The following is an 18,619-nucleotide window of genomic DNA, read 5'->3' as shown; positions in this document are numbered from 1 at the left end:
CGACATGATCAACCTACGTGCCTCAACCCCCACCACAAACAGCCCAACGACCCAGCCCGACCACCGTCACCGCTAACCATGCACGAGGTCGTAAGGGGTGCAAGGCTGACCAGTTTCCGGTGGCGTGGCTCTCGTTCACGGCCCCGGCAGCGAGACGTCAGAGCATGGCTGCACTCGGGGCCAAGTGCAGCCGCTTGCACAGCGGTTGCAGATAGTCTGTCCTTGCTTCCCCGACTGCCACCTCGCGCCCCTTGGAGGCCGAAGCCGTGTCAAAGCCGCCCTTCACGCACCTGCACGTCCACACCCAGTACTCGATGCTGGACGGTGCCGCGCGGCTGAACGACATGTTCAAGGTCTGCAACGAGATGGACATGACCCATATCGCCATGACTGACCACGGCAACCTGCACGGTGCCTACGACTTCTTCCATTCGGCGAAGAAGGCGGGCGTCACGCCGATCATCGGCATCGAGGCGTACGTGGCCCCCGAGTCGCGGCGCAACAAGCGGAAGGTCCAGTGGGGCCAGCCGCACCAGAAGCGTGACGACGTGTCCGCACGAGGCTCCTACACCCACCTGACTATGTGGGCGACAAACAAGACGGGTCTGCACAATCTCTTCCGGCTCTCCTCGGACTCGTACGCCGAGGGCTGGCTGCAGAAGTGGCCGCGGATGGACAAGGAATCCATTGCCCAGTGGTCCGAGGGCATCGTGGCATCCACCGGCTGCCCCTCCGGCGAGGTCCAGACCCGGCTGCGGCTCGGCCAGTTCGACGAGGCGCTCAAGGCAGCCGCCGAATATCAGGACATCTTCGGCAAGGACCGCTTTTTCCTGGAGCTGATGGAACACGACCTCGAGCTAGAGCGCCGGGTCCGCGCCGATCTGTTGGAGATCGCCAAGAAACTGAACATGCCGCCGCTGGTCACCAACGACTCGCACTACACCTACGCCCACGAGGCGACCGCGCACGACGCCCTGCTCTGCATCCAGACCGGCAAGAACCTCTCGGACCCGGACCGCTTCAGACTGGCTGGCGGCGGCTACTACCTGAAGTCCACCGACGAGATGTACGCCTTGGGAACGGCTGACGTCTGGCGCCAGGGTTGTGACAACACCCGGCTGATCGCCGAGATGATCGACACGACCGGCATGTTCGAGGCCAAGAACCTCATGCCGAAGTTCGAGATCCCGGACGGCTACACCGAAGTCACCTGGTTCCAGGAGGAAGTCCGGGTCGGCATGGAGCGCCGCTACCCGGGCGGTGTCCCCGACGACCGCCAGAAGCAGGCGGAGTACGAGATGGACATCATCATCCAGATGGGGTTCCCGGGGTACTTCCTCGTCGTCGCCGACTTCATCATGTGGGCCAAGAACAACGGCATCGCGGTCGGCCCCGGCCGAGGTTCCGCGGCCGGTTCGATCGTCGCGTACGCCATGGGCATCACCGACCTCGACCCGATCACGCACGGCCTGATCTTCGAGCGCTTCCTCAACCCCGAGCGCATCTCCATGCCCGATGTCGACATCGACTTCGACGAGCGTCGGCGCGGTGAGGTGATCAGGTACGTCACCGAGAAGTACGGCGCCGACAAGGTCGCCATGATCGGCACCTACGGAAAGATCAAGGCGAAGAACGCCATCAAGGACTCCGCGCGGGTGCTCGGCTACCCGTACGCGATGGGCGACCGCCTCACCAAGGCGATGCCCGCCGACGTCCTCGGCAAGGGCATCGACCTCAACGGCATCACCGACCCCAAGCACCCCCGCTACAGCGAGGCGGGCGAGATCCGGGGGATGTACGAGAACGAGCCGGACGTGAAGAAGGTCATCGACACCGCCAAGGGTGTCGAGGGCCTGGTCCGGCAGATGGGTGTGCACGCAGCCGGCGTCATCATGTCCAGCGAGCCGATCGTCGACCACGCGCCGATCTGGGTGCGGCACACCGACGGCGTGACCATCACGCAGTGGGACTATCCGCAGTGCGAGTCGCTCGGCCTGCTGAAGATGGACTTCCTGGGCCTGCGGAACCTGACCATCATGGACGACGCCGTCAAGATGGTGAAGGCCAACAAGGGCATCGACCTGGAGATGCTCTCGCTCCCGCTGGACGACCCGAAGACCTTCGAACTGCTCTGCCGAGGCGACACCCTCGGCGTCTTCCAGTTCGACGGCGGCCCCATGCGCTCGCTGCTCCGCCAGATGCAGCCCGACAACTTCGAGGACATTTCCGCCGTCTCGGCCCTGTACCGGCCGGGCCCGATGGGCATGAACTCGCACACGAACTACGCCGAGCGAAAGAACGGCCGCCAGGAGATCACGCCCATCCACAAGGAGCTCGAAGAGCCCCTGAAGGAGACGCTGGGCCTCACCTACGGCCTCATCGTGTACCAGGAGCAGGTGCAGAAGGCCGCCCAGATCATCGCCGGCTACTCGCTCGGCGAGGCCGACATCCTGCGCCGCGTGATGGGCAAGAAGAAGCCCGAGGAGCTGGCGAAGAACTTCGTTCTGTTCCAGGAAGGCGCCCGCAAGAACGGCTACTCGGACGCCGCGATCCAGGCCCTGTGGGACGTCCTGGTCCCCTTCGCCGGATACGCGTTCAACAAGGCGCACTCCTCGGCGTACGGGCTCGTCACGTATTGGACCGCCTACCTCAAGGCGAACTACCCGGCCGAGTACATGGCCGCGCTGCTCACCTCGGTGAAGGACGACAAGGACAAGTCGGCCGTCTACCTGAACGAGTGCCGGCGCATGGGCATCAAGGTGCTGCCGCCCAACGTCAACGAGTCCGTGCACAACTTCGCGGCCCAGGGCGACGACGTGATCCTCTTCGGCCTGGAGGCCGTCCGTAACGTCGGCACGAACGTGGTCGAGTCGATCGTCCGGTCGCGCAAGGCGAAGGGGAAGTTCGCCTCCTTCCCCGACTACCTCGACAAGGTCGAGGCCGCCGCGTGCAACAAGCGCACCACGGAGTCTCTGATCAAGGCGGGCGCCTTCGACACCATGGGGCACACCCGCAAGGGCCTCACCGCGCAGTACGAACCGATGATCGACAACGTGGTGCAGGTCAAGCGCAAGGAAGCGGAAGGGCAGTTCGACCTCTTCGGCGGGTTGGGTGACGAGGCCGCCGGGGACGGGCCGGGCTTCGGGCTCGACGTGGAGTTCTCCACCGACGAGTGGGAGAAGACGTATCTCCTCGCCCAGGAGCGGGAGATGCTCGGTCTGTACGTCTCCGACCACCCGCTCTTCGGCCTGGAGCACGTGCTGTCCGACAAGGCCGACGCGGGCATCGGGCAACTCACCGGCGGTGACTACTCGGACGGTTCGATCGTCACCATCGGCGGCATCATCTCCGGCCTCCAGCGCAAGATGACCAAGCAGGGCAACGCCTGGGCCATCGCCACGGTCGAGGACCTCGCCGGATCCATCGAGTGCATGTTCTTCCCGGCGACGTATCAGCTGGTCTCGACGCAACTCGTCGAGGACGCCGTGGTGTTCGTCAAGGGCCGCCTCGACAAGCGGGAGGACGTGCCGCGCCTCGTCGCCATGGAGATGCAGGTCCCCGACCTGTCGAACGCGGGCACCAACGCGCCCGTGATCCTCAGCATTCTTGAGGCGAAGGTGACCCCGCCGATGGTCAGCCGCCTCGGCGAGATCCTCAGCCAGCACCGGGGCGACAGCGAGGTCCGCATCAAGCTCCAGGGCCCGCGCAAGACCACCGTGCTCCGCCTCGACCGGCACAGGGTGACACCGAGCCCGTCGCTCTTCGGTGACCTCAAGGCCTTGCTTGGACCCTCGTGCCTAGTGTGATCCGCCGGGACTGTGAGGCGTAAGTAGCTATTGATCCGAAACTCAAAGGGTTCTATTCGAGGATGTAGCGGACATGAGGGCCGCCGAAGTAGCCGCGGGCGATGTGCGGCTGGCGCTGGCGCCGGTGGAAGAACCTGCGAGTCTCTGCGGCGAGTTGGGCCTGATCACGGGCCCGGCTGTGCGTGGGCAGGCTGCGCCTGACACTGGCGTTGACCAGTTCGTCGGGGTTCAGCTCCGGCGAGTACGACGGCAGGAAGTGCACGTCGATCCGGCCGGGGTGATCGGCAAGCCAGGCACGGACCCTGCGGGAGCGATGTGCAGAGTGACCATCCAGGACGAGGTGCACTTTGCGGTCGAAGTGGCCCGCGAGCCGGTCCAGGAAGCGGCACATCACGTCGGCGTCGAAGGTCTCGGTGAACACCATGAAGTGCATCCGGCCCTTCGCGCTGATCGCGGACATCGCGTTCACCGAGAACCGGTTGCCGGTGCAGCACACGATCGGGGTACGGCCCTTCTCGCCCCCGGTACGGCCGGTGACCTGGCCGGAGCGGATGCCCACCTGGTCGGCGAAGAGCACCTTGCCGCCCTCGGCCTTCGCCTTCGCGCGGATCGCCGGCCAGAGGTCTCCTCCCGCCAGACGCGCACCGCCTCCGCGTCCTGCTCGACGGCCCGCTCGTCCGGCCGCTGGAAGGACAGCCCCCAGCGGCTTGCCCACCCCCTGCTCGGTCAGCCGCACCCGGTAGAGCTTCGCGATCAGGCCCCGACACCGGCACGTGTCCACAACTGCCCAGCCAGCCCCAGGTCACAGGGGCGGTGGTCCACAACGGCCTGCACCGGATCGCCTGCTGCTCGGCCGCGTCGAGACTCTGATGTTCACCGGGGCGCCGCCCACGCGGCCGGGCCACGAGAGCCTCGCGTCCGCCTGCCAACCACTTCGCCCACCAGCCGTCCACCGCCTTGAGCGGCACCTGGAACACCGCCGCGACATCCTCACGATCCCGGCCCGACACCAGCGCGGCCACCGCCCGCATCCGAAGAGCCTCCTGCGCCGACGGCTCTGGGCCACTTCTTGTGGCCGGTCGCGGAGCGTGACGAGGCTCATCGGCCAGCAGGATCTGGCGGCGGAGAAGGTCGAAACCGGCCCGGCCGTACCCGTCCCTCTTGATCCGCTTGACCCTGTTCACGTTGCCCTCGACTGAGATTTTGAGGGATCGCGACGCGGAGAACGAGAACCTCGGTCGGCGATTCACCGTGGCAGCTTGGAAGTGCGCTCTGGGTGAGCTGCGGTGATGTACCGCATCGCAGTGTGCTCCCTGATGCCGAACAATCGCATCAGATGGAGCGGGTCGGCGACCTCGTGGGCCTCGTCACGAATGCGGTCCTGGCGCAGCGTCTGCATCGTGATACCCGTTGCCCGGAAGACTTCACTGACGGCGCTCAGGCTTACAGACGGGTGCGTTGTGTCCATAGTGGTCCATCGGTTGATCAGCAGGTGCGGGTTGCTCGTCGCCGGTCACCTCCGGTGGCGCGGCCGCGAGGGACGCCACCAGCATCAGGCCGCGACCGCTCTCGGTGTACAGCTCGCCGCCACGTCGGGCAGACGGCCAGGGAGCGGTGTCGGCCACTTCCACCCGCAGCCGGACGCCCGTCCAGCGCACCGTGACCGCGTACGGGCCGGTGGCGTGCTGCACCGCGTTGGCGAGAACCTCCCCGGTCAGCAGCGCGAGTTCGTCCAGCGTTTCGTCCAGCGTTTCGTCCAGCGTCTCCCCCGGCAGTGGCAGATCCCAGTCACGGACCACCGACAGCAGCAGCCGACGCGCCTTCGGCACGGCTTGCTCCCCCGCGGCGAGCGCGATCCCGCTGCACAGCGGCTCTCCCTGGATGGGGACCATGATCACTCCTTGGTGGGCGGGCCCTGGCGGGGACTGCACGTGTTGCCCGCTCGTGGCAGCGGACTTCCGGAAGAGGGCCGAGGGCCAACAGCCGCCCGGGCGCCCCTCGGGGAGGGCTCGCCCCTCGGCGCGGCATGGTCTGCACGGCTGGGGGCGGGTCGGGGGCGGCCCGGTGCCGGATGCTCCGGGCCGGTCACCTTCCCATGCGGTTGCGCTCAGGACTTCTGGGCCAGCGCCTTCAGGGCCTTCTCGGCACCGGGGTTGAGCGACACGGGCGCGACCCCCTCCGCCTGGTCGAGTTCGATCTCCGTGGCGGCCGCGTTCACCTTCTCCAGGTCGCTCTTCTTCTCGTAGATCAGGTTGACGATGTCCGCGGCGAGATCCGGGTCGAAGCCCTTCTTCACCAGCAGCACGTTGGGCACCGCGATCGTGGGAACGGCCTCCGGCTGCTTGTACACTGACGCCGGGATGGAGCCCTTCTGGTAGACGTCGCCGTACTCCTTTTCCAGGGCCGGAAGCTGCGGCGTCACGTCCAGGAACCGCACCTCCTTCTTGAGGCTCGTGGTGAGGTCGGTGATGCCGCCGCTGGGCAGCCCGCCGGACCAGAACAGCGCGTCGATGGTGCCGTCCTTCATGGCGTCCACGGTCTCCGGGAGGCCGAGGCGGTCGGCCGAGACGTCCTTGGCGGGGTCCAGCCCGGCGGCCTTCAGCAACCGGTTGGCGATCACTTCCGTGCCGGAACCGGGAGCCCCGGTGGAGACTCTCTTGCCCTTCATGTCCTCAAGGGACTCGATGCCCGAGTCCGACCGGACCAGCACCTGGGTGTAGTTCGGGTAGAGCCGGGTCAGGGCCTCGATCTCCTGGGGTGAGGAGAACGACTCCTTGCCTTCGACGGCGTCGTCGGCGGTGTCAAGCAGAGAGAACGCGATGTCGTAGGTGCCCGCCCCGAGGCCCTGGATGTTCTGCACCGATGCGCCGGTTGTGGTGGCGGTGGCCCGGTAGCCGTCGAGGTTGTCGGAGATCAGCTCCGCGAGACCGCCGCCGATCTGGTAGTAGACGCCTGTGGTGGGGCCGGTCGCGATGGTGAGTCGGCCTCCCTTGCCGCCACTGGCGGCCGTGTTGTCGGTCTGCTTCCCGCCGCCGCAGGCGGTGGCGGTGGCGGAGAGAGTGACGACGAGGGCGGCGACGGCGAGGCGCACGCTGCGCATTCGGTGCTTCATGACGAGAGCTTTCCTTCCGTGATGGTTTCCACTGGGCGGTCCTCACCGGCAGCGGGGACCGTGTGGGTGTGCTGCCTGCGACGTACCAGGCGGACGCCGACGGCGAGTGCGAGTGCCGCGAAGCCCGCGGTGATCGCTGCGGGTTCGAGGTAGAGGAGGCAGAGTGCGGCGATGGCGCAGAGCGCCCGCACCGCAGGGCCTGCCTGCCCGAACAGCCGGCCCCCGGTGGCCGCGGCCAGCGCAGCGACCGCCACGGCGGAGACCGCGGTGGTCCATACGACGCCCGACAGGCTTCCCTTGCCGAGCAGTTGGGACCCGTTGTCGGTGAGTACGAAAGCGAACGGCACCAGGAACGCGGGGAGGGAGTACTTCCAGGTCGCGACCATGGTGCGCATCGGGTTGCCCCCGGTGATGGCGGCGGAGGCCGCCGCCGCCATCGCCGTCGGCGGGCTCACCTCGGAGAGCACGGCGTAGTAGAAGATGAACATGTACGCCTCGTGGGTGGCGACCCCGAGGGAGAGCAGGGCCGGCGCGATGATCACGGCGGCGATGATGAAGGAGGCGGTGACCGGGACGGCGAGCCCGAGGACGGATACCGAGACCGCCGCGAAGAGCACCGTCAGGACCAGTTCCGTGGTCGCGTTGTCACCGAACACCCCCGCCGCGTCCACGATGACCGAGGCCAGGTTCAGGCCGAGCCCGGTCTGGGAGACGACGGCGACGATGATGCCCGCCGCGGCGCAGGTGGCGACCACCGGGAGCACCGACCTGCTGCCCTCGGCGAGGGCCGCGTACAGCCGCTGCGGAGTCATCCGGTGCCGAGGGTCGAGGAACGACAGCACGAACTGCAGGGCCGTCGCATAGACCACCGCCTTGAACGGGGGCAGTCCCATCGCCATGAAGCCGACGATCATGAAGAGGGGGAGGAAGTGGTAACCGAACCGGCCCAGCAGCCTAAGCGCCGATGTCCGCTCCTCGTCCACCACGGGCTGGGCATGGTGCTTGCGGGCGTCGATCTCGACCGCGAGGAGGATGCCCAGGTAGTACAGGAGCGTGGGTACGAGTGCGTACAGCAGGACGGTGAGGTAACTCTCCTTCAGGTACTCGGCGATGATGAACGCCGCGGCGCCCAGGGTGGGCGGGGAGAGGATCGCGCCGATGCCCGCGGCCGCGAGCACGCCGCCGCCCTGCTCCTTGCTGTAGCCGGCCCGGCGCAGCACGGGCCAGGCGACCGACCCGAGGCTGACCGCGGTCGCGGTGCCGGAACCGGAGACCGTGCCGAGCAGGAAACCGGCAGCCGTCACCGTGCGCCCGGGGGCGCTGCGGGAACTGCGGAAGGCAGCGAACGACAGGTCGATGAAGAACTTGCCGGCACCGGAGATGTCGAGGACGGCGCCGAAGATGGTGAACAGGACGATGTAGGTGCCGGCCACATTGAGCGGTACGCCGTAGACGCCGTCGGTACCCATGAAGAAGTGGGCCCCGATCGCGTCGACGTCGAAGCCGCCGTGCGCCAGTGACCAGTCGTACGGGAGCAGCCCGCCGTAGTACGCGTAGAGCAGGAAGGTGGCGCAGAAGGCAGGAAGGACCCAGCCGGTGGTGCGCCGGCACGCCTCCAGGACCAAAAGGATTATGACGACGCCCATTGCCGTGTCCAGGGAGGTGGGCAGCTGTCGCCGCTCGATGAAGGCGTCGAACTCCAGCAGGGGGTAGATGCACACGGCAAGCGCCGCCGCGGCGAGCAGCCAGTCGATCCACCCGGGATTGTCGTGGCGGACGGCCGTCTTCCCGGCGGCCGTGGTGCTGTCGCCGCGCCGCCACGGGAGCAGCAGCGCGGGTACGCGCACCGTTCCGCGGTGGGTCAGGAAGATCAGTGGCAGCGTCCCCGCAAGGAAGATCGTCAAGTAGTACTGGGTGCCTTTGGCCACCGGGAAGAAGATCGCGTAGAGCGCGAACACCGACAGCGAGGCGCACACGGCGGATACGGCCGCGGACACCCCAGGGGAGAGTTTGCGGGCCGGCCTTTCCTGGTCGAACTCGGCCACCAGTTCCTCGGCTGATCGCTGCCTCGGCTCGGACGGCGCCATTGCCATGCTCATCGGGGCCTCTCCTGGGACTAGGTGCTTCCTCTTGCCTCCAGACCGTGGCAGCCGTTACAAGCAGGCAACAGAGAACGCCCGAGGTCTTAACGTAGGTTTAGGGTTCAGTGACGGGGGTCACTTCCCGATCGTCGCGACGGCTGTGACCTGCGCTGCCTCGGCATACATGCCGCCGGGCCCATGGGCCCGGCGGATCCATCAACCGGGAGACCGCGTGCGGATACTTCTCGTCGAGGACGACAACCGGGTCGCCGACGCCTTGACCGGTGCCCTGCGGCGCCACGGGTACGAGGTGCGCCGCGCCGCCAACGCGGCCGACGCCCTGGCCGCGCCTGCGGTCGATCTCGTCCTGCTCGACCTGGGCCTGCCGGACCGCGACGGCATCGAGGTGTGCCGGGAGCTGCGCGCCCGCGGAAGTGTTCCGGTGATCGCGGTGACCGCGCGAGGAGGCGAGCCCGACCGTGTCCGGGGACTGCGCAGCGGCGCCGACGACTACGTGGTGAAGCCGTTCGGCACCGCTGAGCTGCTTGCCCGGATCGAGGCGGTGCTCCGGCGCAGCGTGAGTCGGCGCGCCCATGAGGACCAGCTCTTCGCCGTCGACGGCCTCGAGATGGACCTCGGGCGGCGCACGGTCACCGTGGACGGGCGGCCCGTGGCTCTCACCCGCAAGGAGTTCGAGGTCCTCGCTCTGCTGACACGCGCGGGCGGGGCCGCGGTGCCCCGCGACCACATCGTGGTGGAGGTGTGGCAGACGACGTACGAGGGGATGTCACGCACCCTCGACGTCCATGTGGCCACCCTGCGAGGCAAGCTGGGGCGGGCGGGAAGCCTGGTGCAGACGGTACGCGGTTTCGGCTACCGTCTCGCCGCCGCCCCGGCGGCAGCCGAAGGGTGAGGACACCGGATGCGCCGCCGACTCCTCGTCATCGTCTTCGTCCTGGTCGCGGGGCTGATCGTCGCGCTCAGCGTGCCCCTCGTACGGGCCACCGCGGAGCGTACGGTCCAGACCTCGTTCATCGGCCGGGTCGAGGACAGCGCCTGGTTCGCGGACATGGCCGCCACCGCCCTGGAGTCGGGGCGGACCGGTCGGCTGAAGGCCGCTGTCGACCGCTACGCGAGCCTCTACGACTCACGGGTCGCCGTGGTCGACGCCGACAGTGAGACCGTCGTCGCGCGGCGCCCCGTCGATCTTCAGGAACCGCAGGTGCGGTCGGCGCTGCTGCTCGCCCTGGCAGACCGGCCCCCTGAGCAGCCGAGCGTCGTGTGGCCCTGGGACGACCGCCCGTTCGTGCTGGCCGAGCCGGTCAGGCGCGACGGCCGGGTGCTGGGCGCCGTGCTGATCGTCTCGCCCACCGACCGGGCGCGTTCGGAGGTCGCCGACCATCTGACACTCGTGGCGCTGGGCAGCCTCACCGCGCTCGCCCTCGTGGTGATCGCGGTCGCGACTCCGGTGGTCCGCTGGGTGCTCCGCCCGGTCCACGACCTGGACCGCGCCACGCACGAGGTCGCCCTCGGGCGCCTGAAGACCCGAGTCTCGGAGCGGGTGGGCGCACCGGAACTGCGCCGTCTCGCCAACAGCTTCAACGTGATGGCGGACAGCATGCACGCCTCCCAGGAGCAGCAGCGGGCGTTCGTGGCGCAGGCCTCCCACCAGCTGCGCAATCCGCTGACCGCGCTCCGGCTGCGGGTGGAGAACCTCGAGGATTTCGTGAACGACTCGGACGGGCTGAACGAACTGCACTGCGCGGTCGAGGAGGCCGATCGGTTCGGCGAGATACTCGACGGGCTGCTGCGGCTGGCCAGGGCGGAGGCGTCGGAGGCGGAACGCGGACCCGTCGACGTCTCCGCCGTGGTGACGCACCGGGCCGATGCCTGGCGAACGGCCTTCGCCAGCGCCGGGGTCCGGCTCACCACAGAGGTTCCCGAAGGTGTGAGCGCGCTGTCCTTGCCCGACTGCCTCGACCACGCACTCGACACCCTGCTCGACAACGCGCTCAAGTTCGGTGGCGGCACACAGGTCGATGTCCTGGTCAGCCGCACCGCGGCCGGCGACGGCGGTGAACGCGGGGACGGTGGCGGGGCGGCCGGGGGAGTGGTGGAGGTGACGGTACGGGACGCGGGCCCCGGCTTGACCGAAGAGGAACTCTCCCAGGCAGGAGGGAGGTTCTGGCGCAGCGCGCGCCACCAGAACGTCCGCGGTACGGGGCTCGGCCTCGCGCTCACCCGCACGCTGGTGGAGGCGGGCGGCGGCGAGCTGCGCCTGTCGGCCGCACAGCCCCACGGACTGGCCGCCACCGTACGGCTGCCTGCCGCCCCCGCGCTCCCCGCAGAGCCGGTGTGACGGGGTCAGGGATGTGACTCGCGATACCACCGGGCGGCGCCCGGGTGCAGCTCCAGCGGATGGGTCGCGATCGCCATACGCCGGTCGAGGCGGCGGGCCTCGGGGTGGGCGCGGATGAGCCGGGGCTGCCCCTCGAACAGCAGTCGCGTCAGCCAGTACGCCTCCGAGTCCGGCATGTCCCGCCGCACCACCAGGAAGTTCGGCACGCTCACCGTGGTCACCGCGCTCTGCGCCCCGTAGACGACGGCGGGCACGGTGGTCTCGGTGTAGAGCTCGCCGTAGGACCGGGTGAGTTCCCCGACCACGTCGCCGAGGTCGACCAGGCGGACCGTGGTGCTCCGGCGGAGGTCGGTGATCGCCCCCGTCGGCAGACCACCGCTCCAGAAGAAGGCGTCGATCCGCCCCGCCGCCAGGGCGGTCGCCGATTGGCGCACGTCCAGTCGCAGCGAGGTCACGTCGTCATCGGGGGACAACCCGGCGACCTTCAGGATGCGTTCGGCGATCAGAGCGGTGCCGGAACCCTCGGCACCCACGGAGACCCGAAGGCCGCGCAGCGCCTTCGCACTGCGGACCGGGCTGTCCGCGCGGACCACCAGCTGCACGTAGTTGTCGTAGAGCGCGGCGAGTGCCACGACGGGCAGCTGACGGGAAAAGGGCGGGCGCCCGGCGACGGCGTCGGCGGCGGAATCGGCGAGCGCGAAGCCGGCCTGAGCCTGTCCGGCGTCCACCCGGCGTAGGTTGTCCACGCTGCCCCCGGTGTGCAGGACCCGCGCCGAGGCGTCGGGCAGTCGGCGCTCGATGAGGTCTGCATAGCCGGCCCCGTAGTCCGCGTAGACGCCGCCCACGTTGCCGGTGGCCACCGTGATCCGACCGGACGGGCGGGGCGGCTCGTCGCTCCCGCCGCACCCGGCGAGCAGCAGCGCCACGGCAACAGCGGTGGCGAGTACGCGTGCCACCCGCATGGGGACCTCCCTCGATGTGGCGAGCTGCGTACGGGCTGCCCGTGCCCGGCGTGGGACGCGCTGCGACGGCTCGACTCGATCAGACACGGACGCCTCGCTCTTGGTGATGACAGCTCCCGCCTGCGCGGCCAGGTCTACCCCGAACTCCACCTCGACCTCATCCGGTCCTACCTGCCGCAGCTGTTCCAGAACCACCCGCGCTGCATCCCTGACCGGCGCCATCGCTTGCTGGAGCGTCTGGGGCAGCTCACGGACCACGTCCGCGGCCCGGCCGGCTTTCACCGGTCCGCCATCCAGCTCCGGCGGCGCCTCGAACAAGATCGCGCCGCCACCTTCCAGCGGGATACGTGCAAGATTACGCGTCAACTCGACCCCCTCACAGTGCCCCCCGCCGAGCCTTCAAGGTCACCAACGACCCCAGGTCGCGTCAGCTCCGGCGGCCAGAAGCGGCCCCGGCACTATCATGGTCGCCTCCGTCACCCTGGACGCCCTGGAGATGGCGTCTGGCGGCGTGGAATCAAGAAGGGCTCGGGTCTGATCCATCACAGCGACCGAGGCTCGCAATACGTGTCAATCCGCTACGGCGAGCGGTTGCTGGAGGCCGGCGCGACCGCGTCCGTCGGCTCCGTCGCGGACAGCTACGACAATGCCATGGCCGAGGCACTCAACGGCTCATTCAAGGCCGAGCTGATCGAGCACCAAGGCCCCTGGCGGGACGCTGACCAGGTAGAAGTGCCGTCGTCCAGTGGGTCGGCTGGTACAACGCCGAGCGCCTGCACTCCGCCCTCGACTACCTCCCGCCCGAGGAATTCGAGGCCCAGCACTACCGATCCCAGGTGACCACGAACGCCGCCTGAAACCACGCAAACCGGCCGCTATGAAACTCGGGACAGCTTCCCCGCCGAGTGGTGTGAGAATCGGCAGCGCGAGCAGGACGACGATGTAGGAGGGACCTGTGAGCGGTCAGCAGTCGGTGGTGGAGATATCGGACGGTGTCCGCGCGACGTTGTGGAGGCTCGGCTCGGAGGCTGAGGACGCGGTGGAGGAGCTGTTCCAGAGACTGAAGGAGAATCCGTTCCTGGGCGAGTACGACACGTCCGAGATGGTCTACCGGGCGTCTACCAGCACTGTCGGGGGCGAGGGGCTGATTGTGCGCTACCAGTACGGTCCGCCGCACGGGCAAGAGGGCATCGTCCATATCCTGTCGTTTTCGAAGGTACGGGTGCCCGCGCATCTGAAATACGGCGAGGACGGCGAGTATGACGATCCGCCGGCTACGGAGCCGCGGCCGAAGCAGGTCGACCCGCGTATGGAGGAGATCGAAGTCCGGCAGGTGACCGACGCGTGGCAGCGGATCGTGACGTGGCTGACGGAGCATGCGCCGGCGTCGGCGGGAGCCCTGCGGCCCGGCGCGTCGGAGGAGGAGATCGCTGCGGTGGAGGAAACGCTAGGTGTCTATGTCCCGGCGGAGTTGAAGGCCCTGTGGGGGCTGAACGCGGGTGTCGACAACGTTGACGGGGCAGGGTTCCTGCTGAAGAACTGGGCCCTGATGACCCCTGACTCGGTGATCAGCTTCTACCGGATGCAGATGATGTTCCAGCAGCGGGATGGCAACGACGAGTTCACGATGTGGAAGCCTTCCTGGATTCCGGTCTGCTCGTTCGGCGCTGCCGATGTGGCTTTCGGCCTGTATCTGGACACGACGGGCGGGGAATTGTGGCAGTGGTCGCGGTACGGGGATGTGCGGTCGGAGCCGGACTTCCGGTCGCTGACGGTGTTCCTGGAGGAGATGGCGGATGCCCTGGAGGCGCCGTCGCTTGCGGGTCTTCCCAGTCCGGGTCTGGTGGAGGGTGGCCTGTCGTGGGGGCCGCCGTCCGATCCGGACCGTGAGGCGCTGTGGGAGCCGCTGGCGGGCTGAAACGCGAGTGTGGGGGGATCTCGGAGTGCTCCGGTCCCCCCCCCATGCTCACCGGCATCGTCACCAAGTGGCTGCCGGACGACCGGGCCGACGTGCACCGTCGTGCCGTGATCTCTTCGGGGGCGGTGAGCCGGTTGTGATGGAGCTCAAGCCTGGGGCGAAGCCGTCTGTCAGCCCTCCCGGATGAAGCCCTCCCGCACCAGCCAGTCCTTCGCCACCTCGTGCGGGTCCTCCCCGTCCACGTCCACCCGCGCGTTCAGCCGCTGGGCCTCCGCCCCCGTCAGCCGCTTGGTGATCGGGGCGAGGACGTCGGCGATGGCGGGGTACTTTCTCATCGTGGCGCTGTTCATCTCGGGTGCCGCGTTGTAGTTGGGGAAGAAGTGCCGGTCGTCCTCCAGCACCTTCAGCTCGAGTTCCGGAATGCGGCCGTCGGTGGTGGCCGCCACGCCGAGGGTGCAGGCCGCGCCCTTGGCGACCTGGGTGTAGACGACGCCGTCGTCCATCTTTTTGAAGTTCCCGCGCCGGAGGGCGAATCCGTACGTCTTCGCCACGCCCGGCAGGCCGTCCTCGCGCACCGAGAACTCGCTTCCGCCGCAGATCGTCGCCGCGCCCGGGTCCTTCTTCGTCAGACGTGCCACGTCGGAGAGGGTGCGCAGCCGGTACTTCTGCGCATTCGCCCGGTTCGCGACCAGCGCGTAGGTGTTGTTGAGCGGGGCGGCGGGCAGCCAGGTGATGCCGTTGCGGCGGTCCTCGTCGCGTACGGCCTCCCACTGCTCGTACGGGTCGACGACCGGCTTGGTGTGACCGAGGTAGGTGATCCAGGCCGTGCCCGTGTACTCGTACATCCCGTCCGCCGCACCGGACTTGACCGCCTCGCGGGCACCGATCGAGCCCTGGATGTTCGTCCGGTCCAGGACTTCCGCGCCGGCCGCTTTGAAGACCAGCCCCATGATCTGGCCCAGGATGATCTGCTCGGTGAACTCCTTGGAGGTCACGGTCAGTTGGGCGCCCTCCAGCGGTCGCCCCTTCCCGATGGAGCCGGGCTGCACCGAGTCGGCCAGCGGGCTGCCGCTGGTCAGTCCGCAGCCGCTCAGCCCTGCGGCGGCGAGCAGCAGGGCGCCCGCGCCCGCGACGGCCGTCCGTACCCGGGTCAGGCGCATCAGTCCACCTCCAGGCCGCGTGGGCGCAGCAGCAACTCGACGAGCATCCCCAGCCAGTCCACGATCAGCGCCATGGCGACCGTCAGTACGGAGCCGAGCACCAGCACCGGCATGCGCTGGTTGGTGATGCCGGAGGAGATCAGGTCCCCGAGTCCTCCTCCGCCGCCGAAGGTGGCCAGCGTCGCGGTGCCGACGTTCAGCACGAGCGCGGTCCGTACGCCCGCCAGGATCAGCGGTACGGCCAGGGGCAGTTCGACCCGGAACAGCACCAGCAGCGGCGACATCCCGATGCCGCGCGCCGCCTCCACGAGTGCCGGGTCGGTGGCCCTCAGGCCGGCCACGGTGTTGCTCAGCACCGGCAGCACCGCGAATGCCACGATGCCGACCAGGGCGGCTCGTTGGCCGATGCCGAGCCAGATCACCAGCAGCGCCAGCAGGCCCAGGGCCGGGGTTGCCTGGCCGATGTTGGCCGCCGCGACGAACGGCGGTGCGGCCCGGCGCAGGACCCCGCGCGTCAGCGCGATGCCCAGCGGGATCGCGATGATGAGCACGAAGAAGGTGGAGATCGCGACGAGTTCGGTCTGCTGGAGGAGTGCGGTGCGCACGGCGCCGTCTGCGAGGGCGTTCCTGGCGATCGAGTCCAGCTCGGTGGTGCGGAGATACAGCGCGGTGGCGCCGAGGACGACCGCGACGAACGCCGGCAGCGTCACCAGCTTCTGCCAGGTGATACGGGGCGGGACCCGGTCCAGTGCGGCGAGCCGGGTCACGGGCTCGTCATGCCCTGGCCCTGGAGCCGGCCCCGGGGACCCGTAACCGGCCTCGGGAGCGGCTCCACCACCGGCCCCGACACCGACCTCGCTCCGGCTCACGCGGGCTCACCCCGGCCGGTCGGCCGAGCCTCCTCGGCTCCCCGCTCGCCCGGCGCCCCGTGCATCGCGTTCAGTAGTGTCGACATGTCCACCACGCCGGCGTACGCGCCGTCCTGTCCCGTGACCGCGACGCGGCCCGCACCGTCGGCCAGCAGCGCCTCCAGCGCGTCCCGCAGCGTCATGTCCACCCCGATCCGGCTCCGTACGGGGGTGCCCGCCGACAACGGCAGCGGCTCTCCGGCGGGTTGCGCACTCCGGGCGCGCGTCAGGTCCTCGCGTCGCAGCCAGGAGTGCGGGCGCCGCTCCCGGTCCAGTAGCAGCAGGTGGTCGGCGGAGGCGGAGCCCGCGTCCAGCAGGTGCAGGGCGGTCTCGAGCGGGTCGTCGACGGTGGCGGTCGGGACGTCGGCGAGCTCCACCTCCCGTACGCGCTTGAGGTGCAGCCGCTTCACCCCGGCTCCCGCGCCCACGAAACCGGCGACGAAGTCGTCCGCCGGACTGGCCAGGATCGTCTCCGGAGTGTCGAACTGGGCGATCTGCGACCGGTCGCGCAGCACCGCGATCCGGTCGCCGACCTTGATGGCCTCGTCGAAGTCGTGCGTGACGAAGACGATCGTCTTGCGCAACTCACGCTGCAACCCAATGAGTTGGTCCTGCAGGCGCTCGCGGGTGATGGGGTCGACGGCCCCGAACGGCTCGTCCATCAGCAGCACGGGCGGGTCGGCCGCCAGCGCCCGTGCCACCCCGACCCGCTGCTGCTGGCCGCCGGAGAGCCGGCGCGGATAGCGGCCGCGGAACTCCCCGGGATCCAGCCCGACCAGTTCGAGCATCTCCTCGACCCGGTCCCGCACCTTCGCGCGGGGCCAGCCGGCCATCTTCGGTACGAGCGCGATGTTCTCGGCGACGGTCATGTGCGGGAAGAGGCCCGTGGCCTGGATGGCGTAGCCGATGGTGCGGCGGAGCGCCACGGGGTTGATGCCGGTGACGTCCTCGCCGCCGATGGTGATCCGCCCCGAGGTCGGCTCGATCAGCCGGTTGATCATCTTGAGGGTGGTGCTCTTGCCGCAGCCCGAGGGTCCCACAAGGATCACGGTTTCGCCGGCCGCGACGTCCAGGGTCACGTCCTCCACGGCAGGGGCTTGGCTGTCCGGATAGCGCTTGGTGAGGTTGTCCAGCCGGATACTCGCGCCGGCGGCGGCCGGCCGGTCGGGCCCGGCGGATCTGCCGGGGCCTGCGGCGCCGGACGTCGGGGAGGTCGGTTCGACGATTTCGGCAGAGTCAGCCACGGATCCCCCGTGAGATGGTGAGCCGTCCGATCAGCACGTACCCGGCGTCGAACAGCACGGCCAGGACGACGATTCCGAGCGTCCCCGACAGTACTTCGTTGAGCGCGTTCGCACTGCCCAGGCTGGAGATCCCGCGGAAGATCTGGTTGCCGAGCCCGGGCCCCGAGGCGAAGGCCGCGATCGCCGCGATGCCCATCAGCATCTGGGTCGACACCCGGACACCGGTGAGGATCGGCGGCCAGGCGAGGGGCAGTTCGACCCTGAGCAGCTGGGCGAACCGTGACATCCCCATGCCCTTGGCGGCCTCGACGAGGGCCGGGTCGACTCCGCGCAACCCGACGACCGCGTTACGGACCACGGGCAGCAGTCCGTACAGCGTCAGCGCGATGACGGTCGGGGCGACGCCGAGGCCGACGACCGGGACGAGCAGGCCGAGGAGAGCCAGGGAGGGGACGGTGAGGATGCTTGCGGTCGTGGTGATCGCCAGGTTTCCCGCCCACTCGGTGCGGTAGGTGAGGACGCCGATCAAGACCCCGAGCACCGTGGCGACGACCATGCACTGGAAGACGGCGCTGGCGTGCTGATAGGCGTCCACCAGCAGCTGCTGGTAGCGGGTGCCCAGGTACTCCCAGAAGCTCACTTCTCGGTCCCTCCCTCAAGGCCGGTCCTCCAGCGGTCAGCGGTCCATACGGCGCCTGCCGCGACGCCTGGCGCACCAGTGGAGTGATCCGGAGCGGCACCGGATTCTCCAACGTGATCTCCGTCGAGGCCCGCACGATCCATCGAATCCCACCATCCGGTCGATCACGCGCTGCAGGTCGGCATTCGAGCGTGCCACCAAACGGCACAGCATGTCACCACCCCGCCAGCGGCGAGGAGTACTTGGGCCGCGCCCGACGGGAGCCGCATCACCGGCTCAGCAAACTCGCACTGCTCGCCAACCGCTGACCCACCCGGGAGTCTGTCAAACGAGCGGCCCTGTCTCACATTCGGTGGTAACGCAGTGTGGGGCTATCCGAGGAGGATGCGGTGGCGGAGGAGGGTGAAGCCCGCTCTGCCGTACATCTGC

At 68.9% G+C, this 18,619-nt stretch carries 13 protein-coding genes and 3 pseudogenes; 5 read left to right on the top strand and 11 right to left on the bottom strand.

Features of this window, described 5'->3' with window-relative positions; genetic code table 11:
* Nucleotides 1-266: 266 nt before the first annotated feature.
* Entirely contained in the window at nt 267-3,806 is a 3,540-nt protein-coding gene (dnaE, locus tag ACZ3H8_RS39315; protein WP_467409994.1) for a DNA polymerase III subunit alpha, read from the top strand.
* Nucleotides 3,807-3,858: 52 nt separating this feature from the next.
* On the opposite strand, the gene ACZ3H8_RS39310 is transcribed toward dnaE, so the two are convergent.
* The 5 genes and pseudogenes from ACZ3H8_RS39310 to ACZ3H8_RS39290 form a co-directional block, all read right to left on the bottom strand.
* On the bottom strand, nt 3,859-4,542 hold the full coding sequence (locus ACZ3H8_RS39310; RefSeq protein WP_467409992.1) for an IS630 family transposase: 684 nt from the start codon (nt 4,540-4,542) through the stop codon (nt 3,859-3,861).
* A gap of 205 nt (nt 4,543-4,747) precedes the next feature.
* Nucleotides 4,748-4,837: pseudogene (locus tag ACZ3H8_RS39305) on the bottom strand (hypothetical protein); the annotation flags it as partial.
* Nucleotides 4,838-5,230: 393 nt separating this feature from the next.
* A complete protein-coding gene (locus ACZ3H8_RS39300) occupies nt 5,231-5,698 on the bottom strand; it encodes an ATP-binding protein (RefSeq protein WP_467409990.1) in 468 nt (155 codons plus the stop codon).
* A 215-nt stretch (nt 5,699-5,913) separates the two neighbouring features.
* Entirely contained in the window at nt 5,914-6,918 is a 1,005-nt protein-coding gene (locus ACZ3H8_RS39295) for a TAXI family TRAP transporter solute-binding subunit (RefSeq protein ID WP_467409989.1), read from the bottom strand.
* Nucleotides 6,915-9,017, bottom strand: coding sequence for a TRAP transporter permease (locus ACZ3H8_RS39290; RefSeq protein WP_467409987.1), 2,103 nt, complete (start codon nt 9,015-9,017; stop codon nt 6,915-6,917). The genes ACZ3H8_RS39295 and ACZ3H8_RS39290 overlap by 4 nt, the downstream gene beginning before the upstream one ends.
* A 214-nt stretch (nt 9,018-9,231) precedes the next feature.
* On the opposite strand from ACZ3H8_RS39290, the gene ACZ3H8_RS39285 reads away from it, so the two are divergent.
* Both ACZ3H8_RS39285 and ACZ3H8_RS39280 read left to right on the top strand, forming a co-directional pair.
* On the top strand, nt 9,232-9,912 hold the full coding sequence (locus tag ACZ3H8_RS39285) for a response regulator transcription factor (RefSeq protein ID WP_467409986.1): 681 nt from the start codon (nt 9,232-9,234) through the stop codon (nt 9,910-9,912).
* Between the two features lie 9 nt (nt 9,913-9,921).
* Nucleotides 9,922-11,358, top strand: coding sequence for a sensor histidine kinase (locus ACZ3H8_RS39280; RefSeq protein WP_467409984.1), 1,437 nt, complete (start codon nt 9,922-9,924; stop codon nt 11,356-11,358).
* 5 nt (nt 11,359-11,363) lie between these two features.
* On the opposite strand, the gene ACZ3H8_RS39275 is transcribed toward ACZ3H8_RS39280, so the two are convergent.
* Nucleotides 11,364-12,686 (bottom strand): TAXI family TRAP transporter solute-binding subunit, encoded by a 1,323-nt coding sequence (locus ACZ3H8_RS39275; protein WP_467409983.1) that lies wholly within the window; start codon nt 12,684-12,686, stop codon nt 11,364-11,366.
* A gap of 159 nt (nt 12,687-12,845) precedes the next feature.
* Here ACZ3H8_RS39275 and ACZ3H8_RS39270 point away from each other — a divergent pair.
* Together ACZ3H8_RS39270 and ACZ3H8_RS39265 are read left to right on the top strand one after the other, a co-directional pair.
* Nucleotides 12,846-13,147, top strand: a pseudogene (locus ACZ3H8_RS39270) (transposase); the annotation flags it as partial.
* Between the two features lie 212 nt (nt 13,148-13,359).
* On the top strand, nt 13,360-14,238 hold the full coding sequence (locus ACZ3H8_RS39265; protein ID WP_467409981.1) for an SMI1/KNR4 family protein: 879 nt from the start codon (nt 13,360-13,362) through the stop codon (nt 14,236-14,238).
* 170 nt (nt 14,239-14,408) lie between these two features.
* Here the strand turns inward: ACZ3H8_RS39265 and ACZ3H8_RS39260 are convergent, their stop codons facing one another.
* From ACZ3H8_RS39260 to ACZ3H8_RS39240, 5 genes and pseudogenes are all read right to left on the bottom strand, one after another.
* Nucleotides 14,409-15,398 carry a glycine betaine ABC transporter substrate-binding protein gene (locus tag ACZ3H8_RS39260; RefSeq protein ID WP_467409978.1) on the bottom strand — a complete coding sequence of 330 codons (990 nt, stop codon included), beginning with the start codon at nt 15,396-15,398 and terminating at the stop codon, nt 14,409-14,411.
* Nucleotides 15,398-16,267, bottom strand: coding sequence for an ABC transporter permease (locus ACZ3H8_RS39255; protein ID WP_373430181.1), 870 nt, complete (start codon nt 16,265-16,267; stop codon nt 15,398-15,400). Before ACZ3H8_RS39255 ends, ACZ3H8_RS39260 begins: the two co-directional genes overlap by 1 nt.
* The gene (locus tag ACZ3H8_RS39250; RefSeq protein ID WP_467409976.1) at nt 16,264-17,550 is read right to left on the bottom strand and encodes a betaine/proline/choline family ABC transporter ATP-binding protein; all 1,287 of its coding nucleotides are present in this window, start codon (nt 17,548-17,550) and stop codon (nt 16,264-16,266) included. Before ACZ3H8_RS39250 ends, ACZ3H8_RS39255 begins: the two co-directional genes overlap by 4 nt.
* Entirely contained in the window at nt 17,543-18,190 is a 648-nt protein-coding gene (locus ACZ3H8_RS39245) for an ABC transporter permease (protein WP_467409974.1), read from the bottom strand. The genes ACZ3H8_RS39250 and ACZ3H8_RS39245 overlap by 8 nt, the downstream gene beginning before the upstream one ends.
* Nucleotides 18,191-18,248: 58 nt before the next feature.
* A pseudogene (locus tag ACZ3H8_RS39240) lies at nt 18,249-18,409 on the bottom strand (Lrp/AsnC family transcriptional regulator); the annotation flags it as partial.
* Between the last annotated feature and the right edge of the window lie 210 nt (nt 18,410-18,619).

The sequence above is a fragment of the Streptomyces sp. NPDC002868 genome (assembly GCF_055563295.1).
The sequence above is the reverse complement of the archived record's forward strand: the minus strand, read 5'-3'. Positions and strand labels throughout refer to the sequence as shown.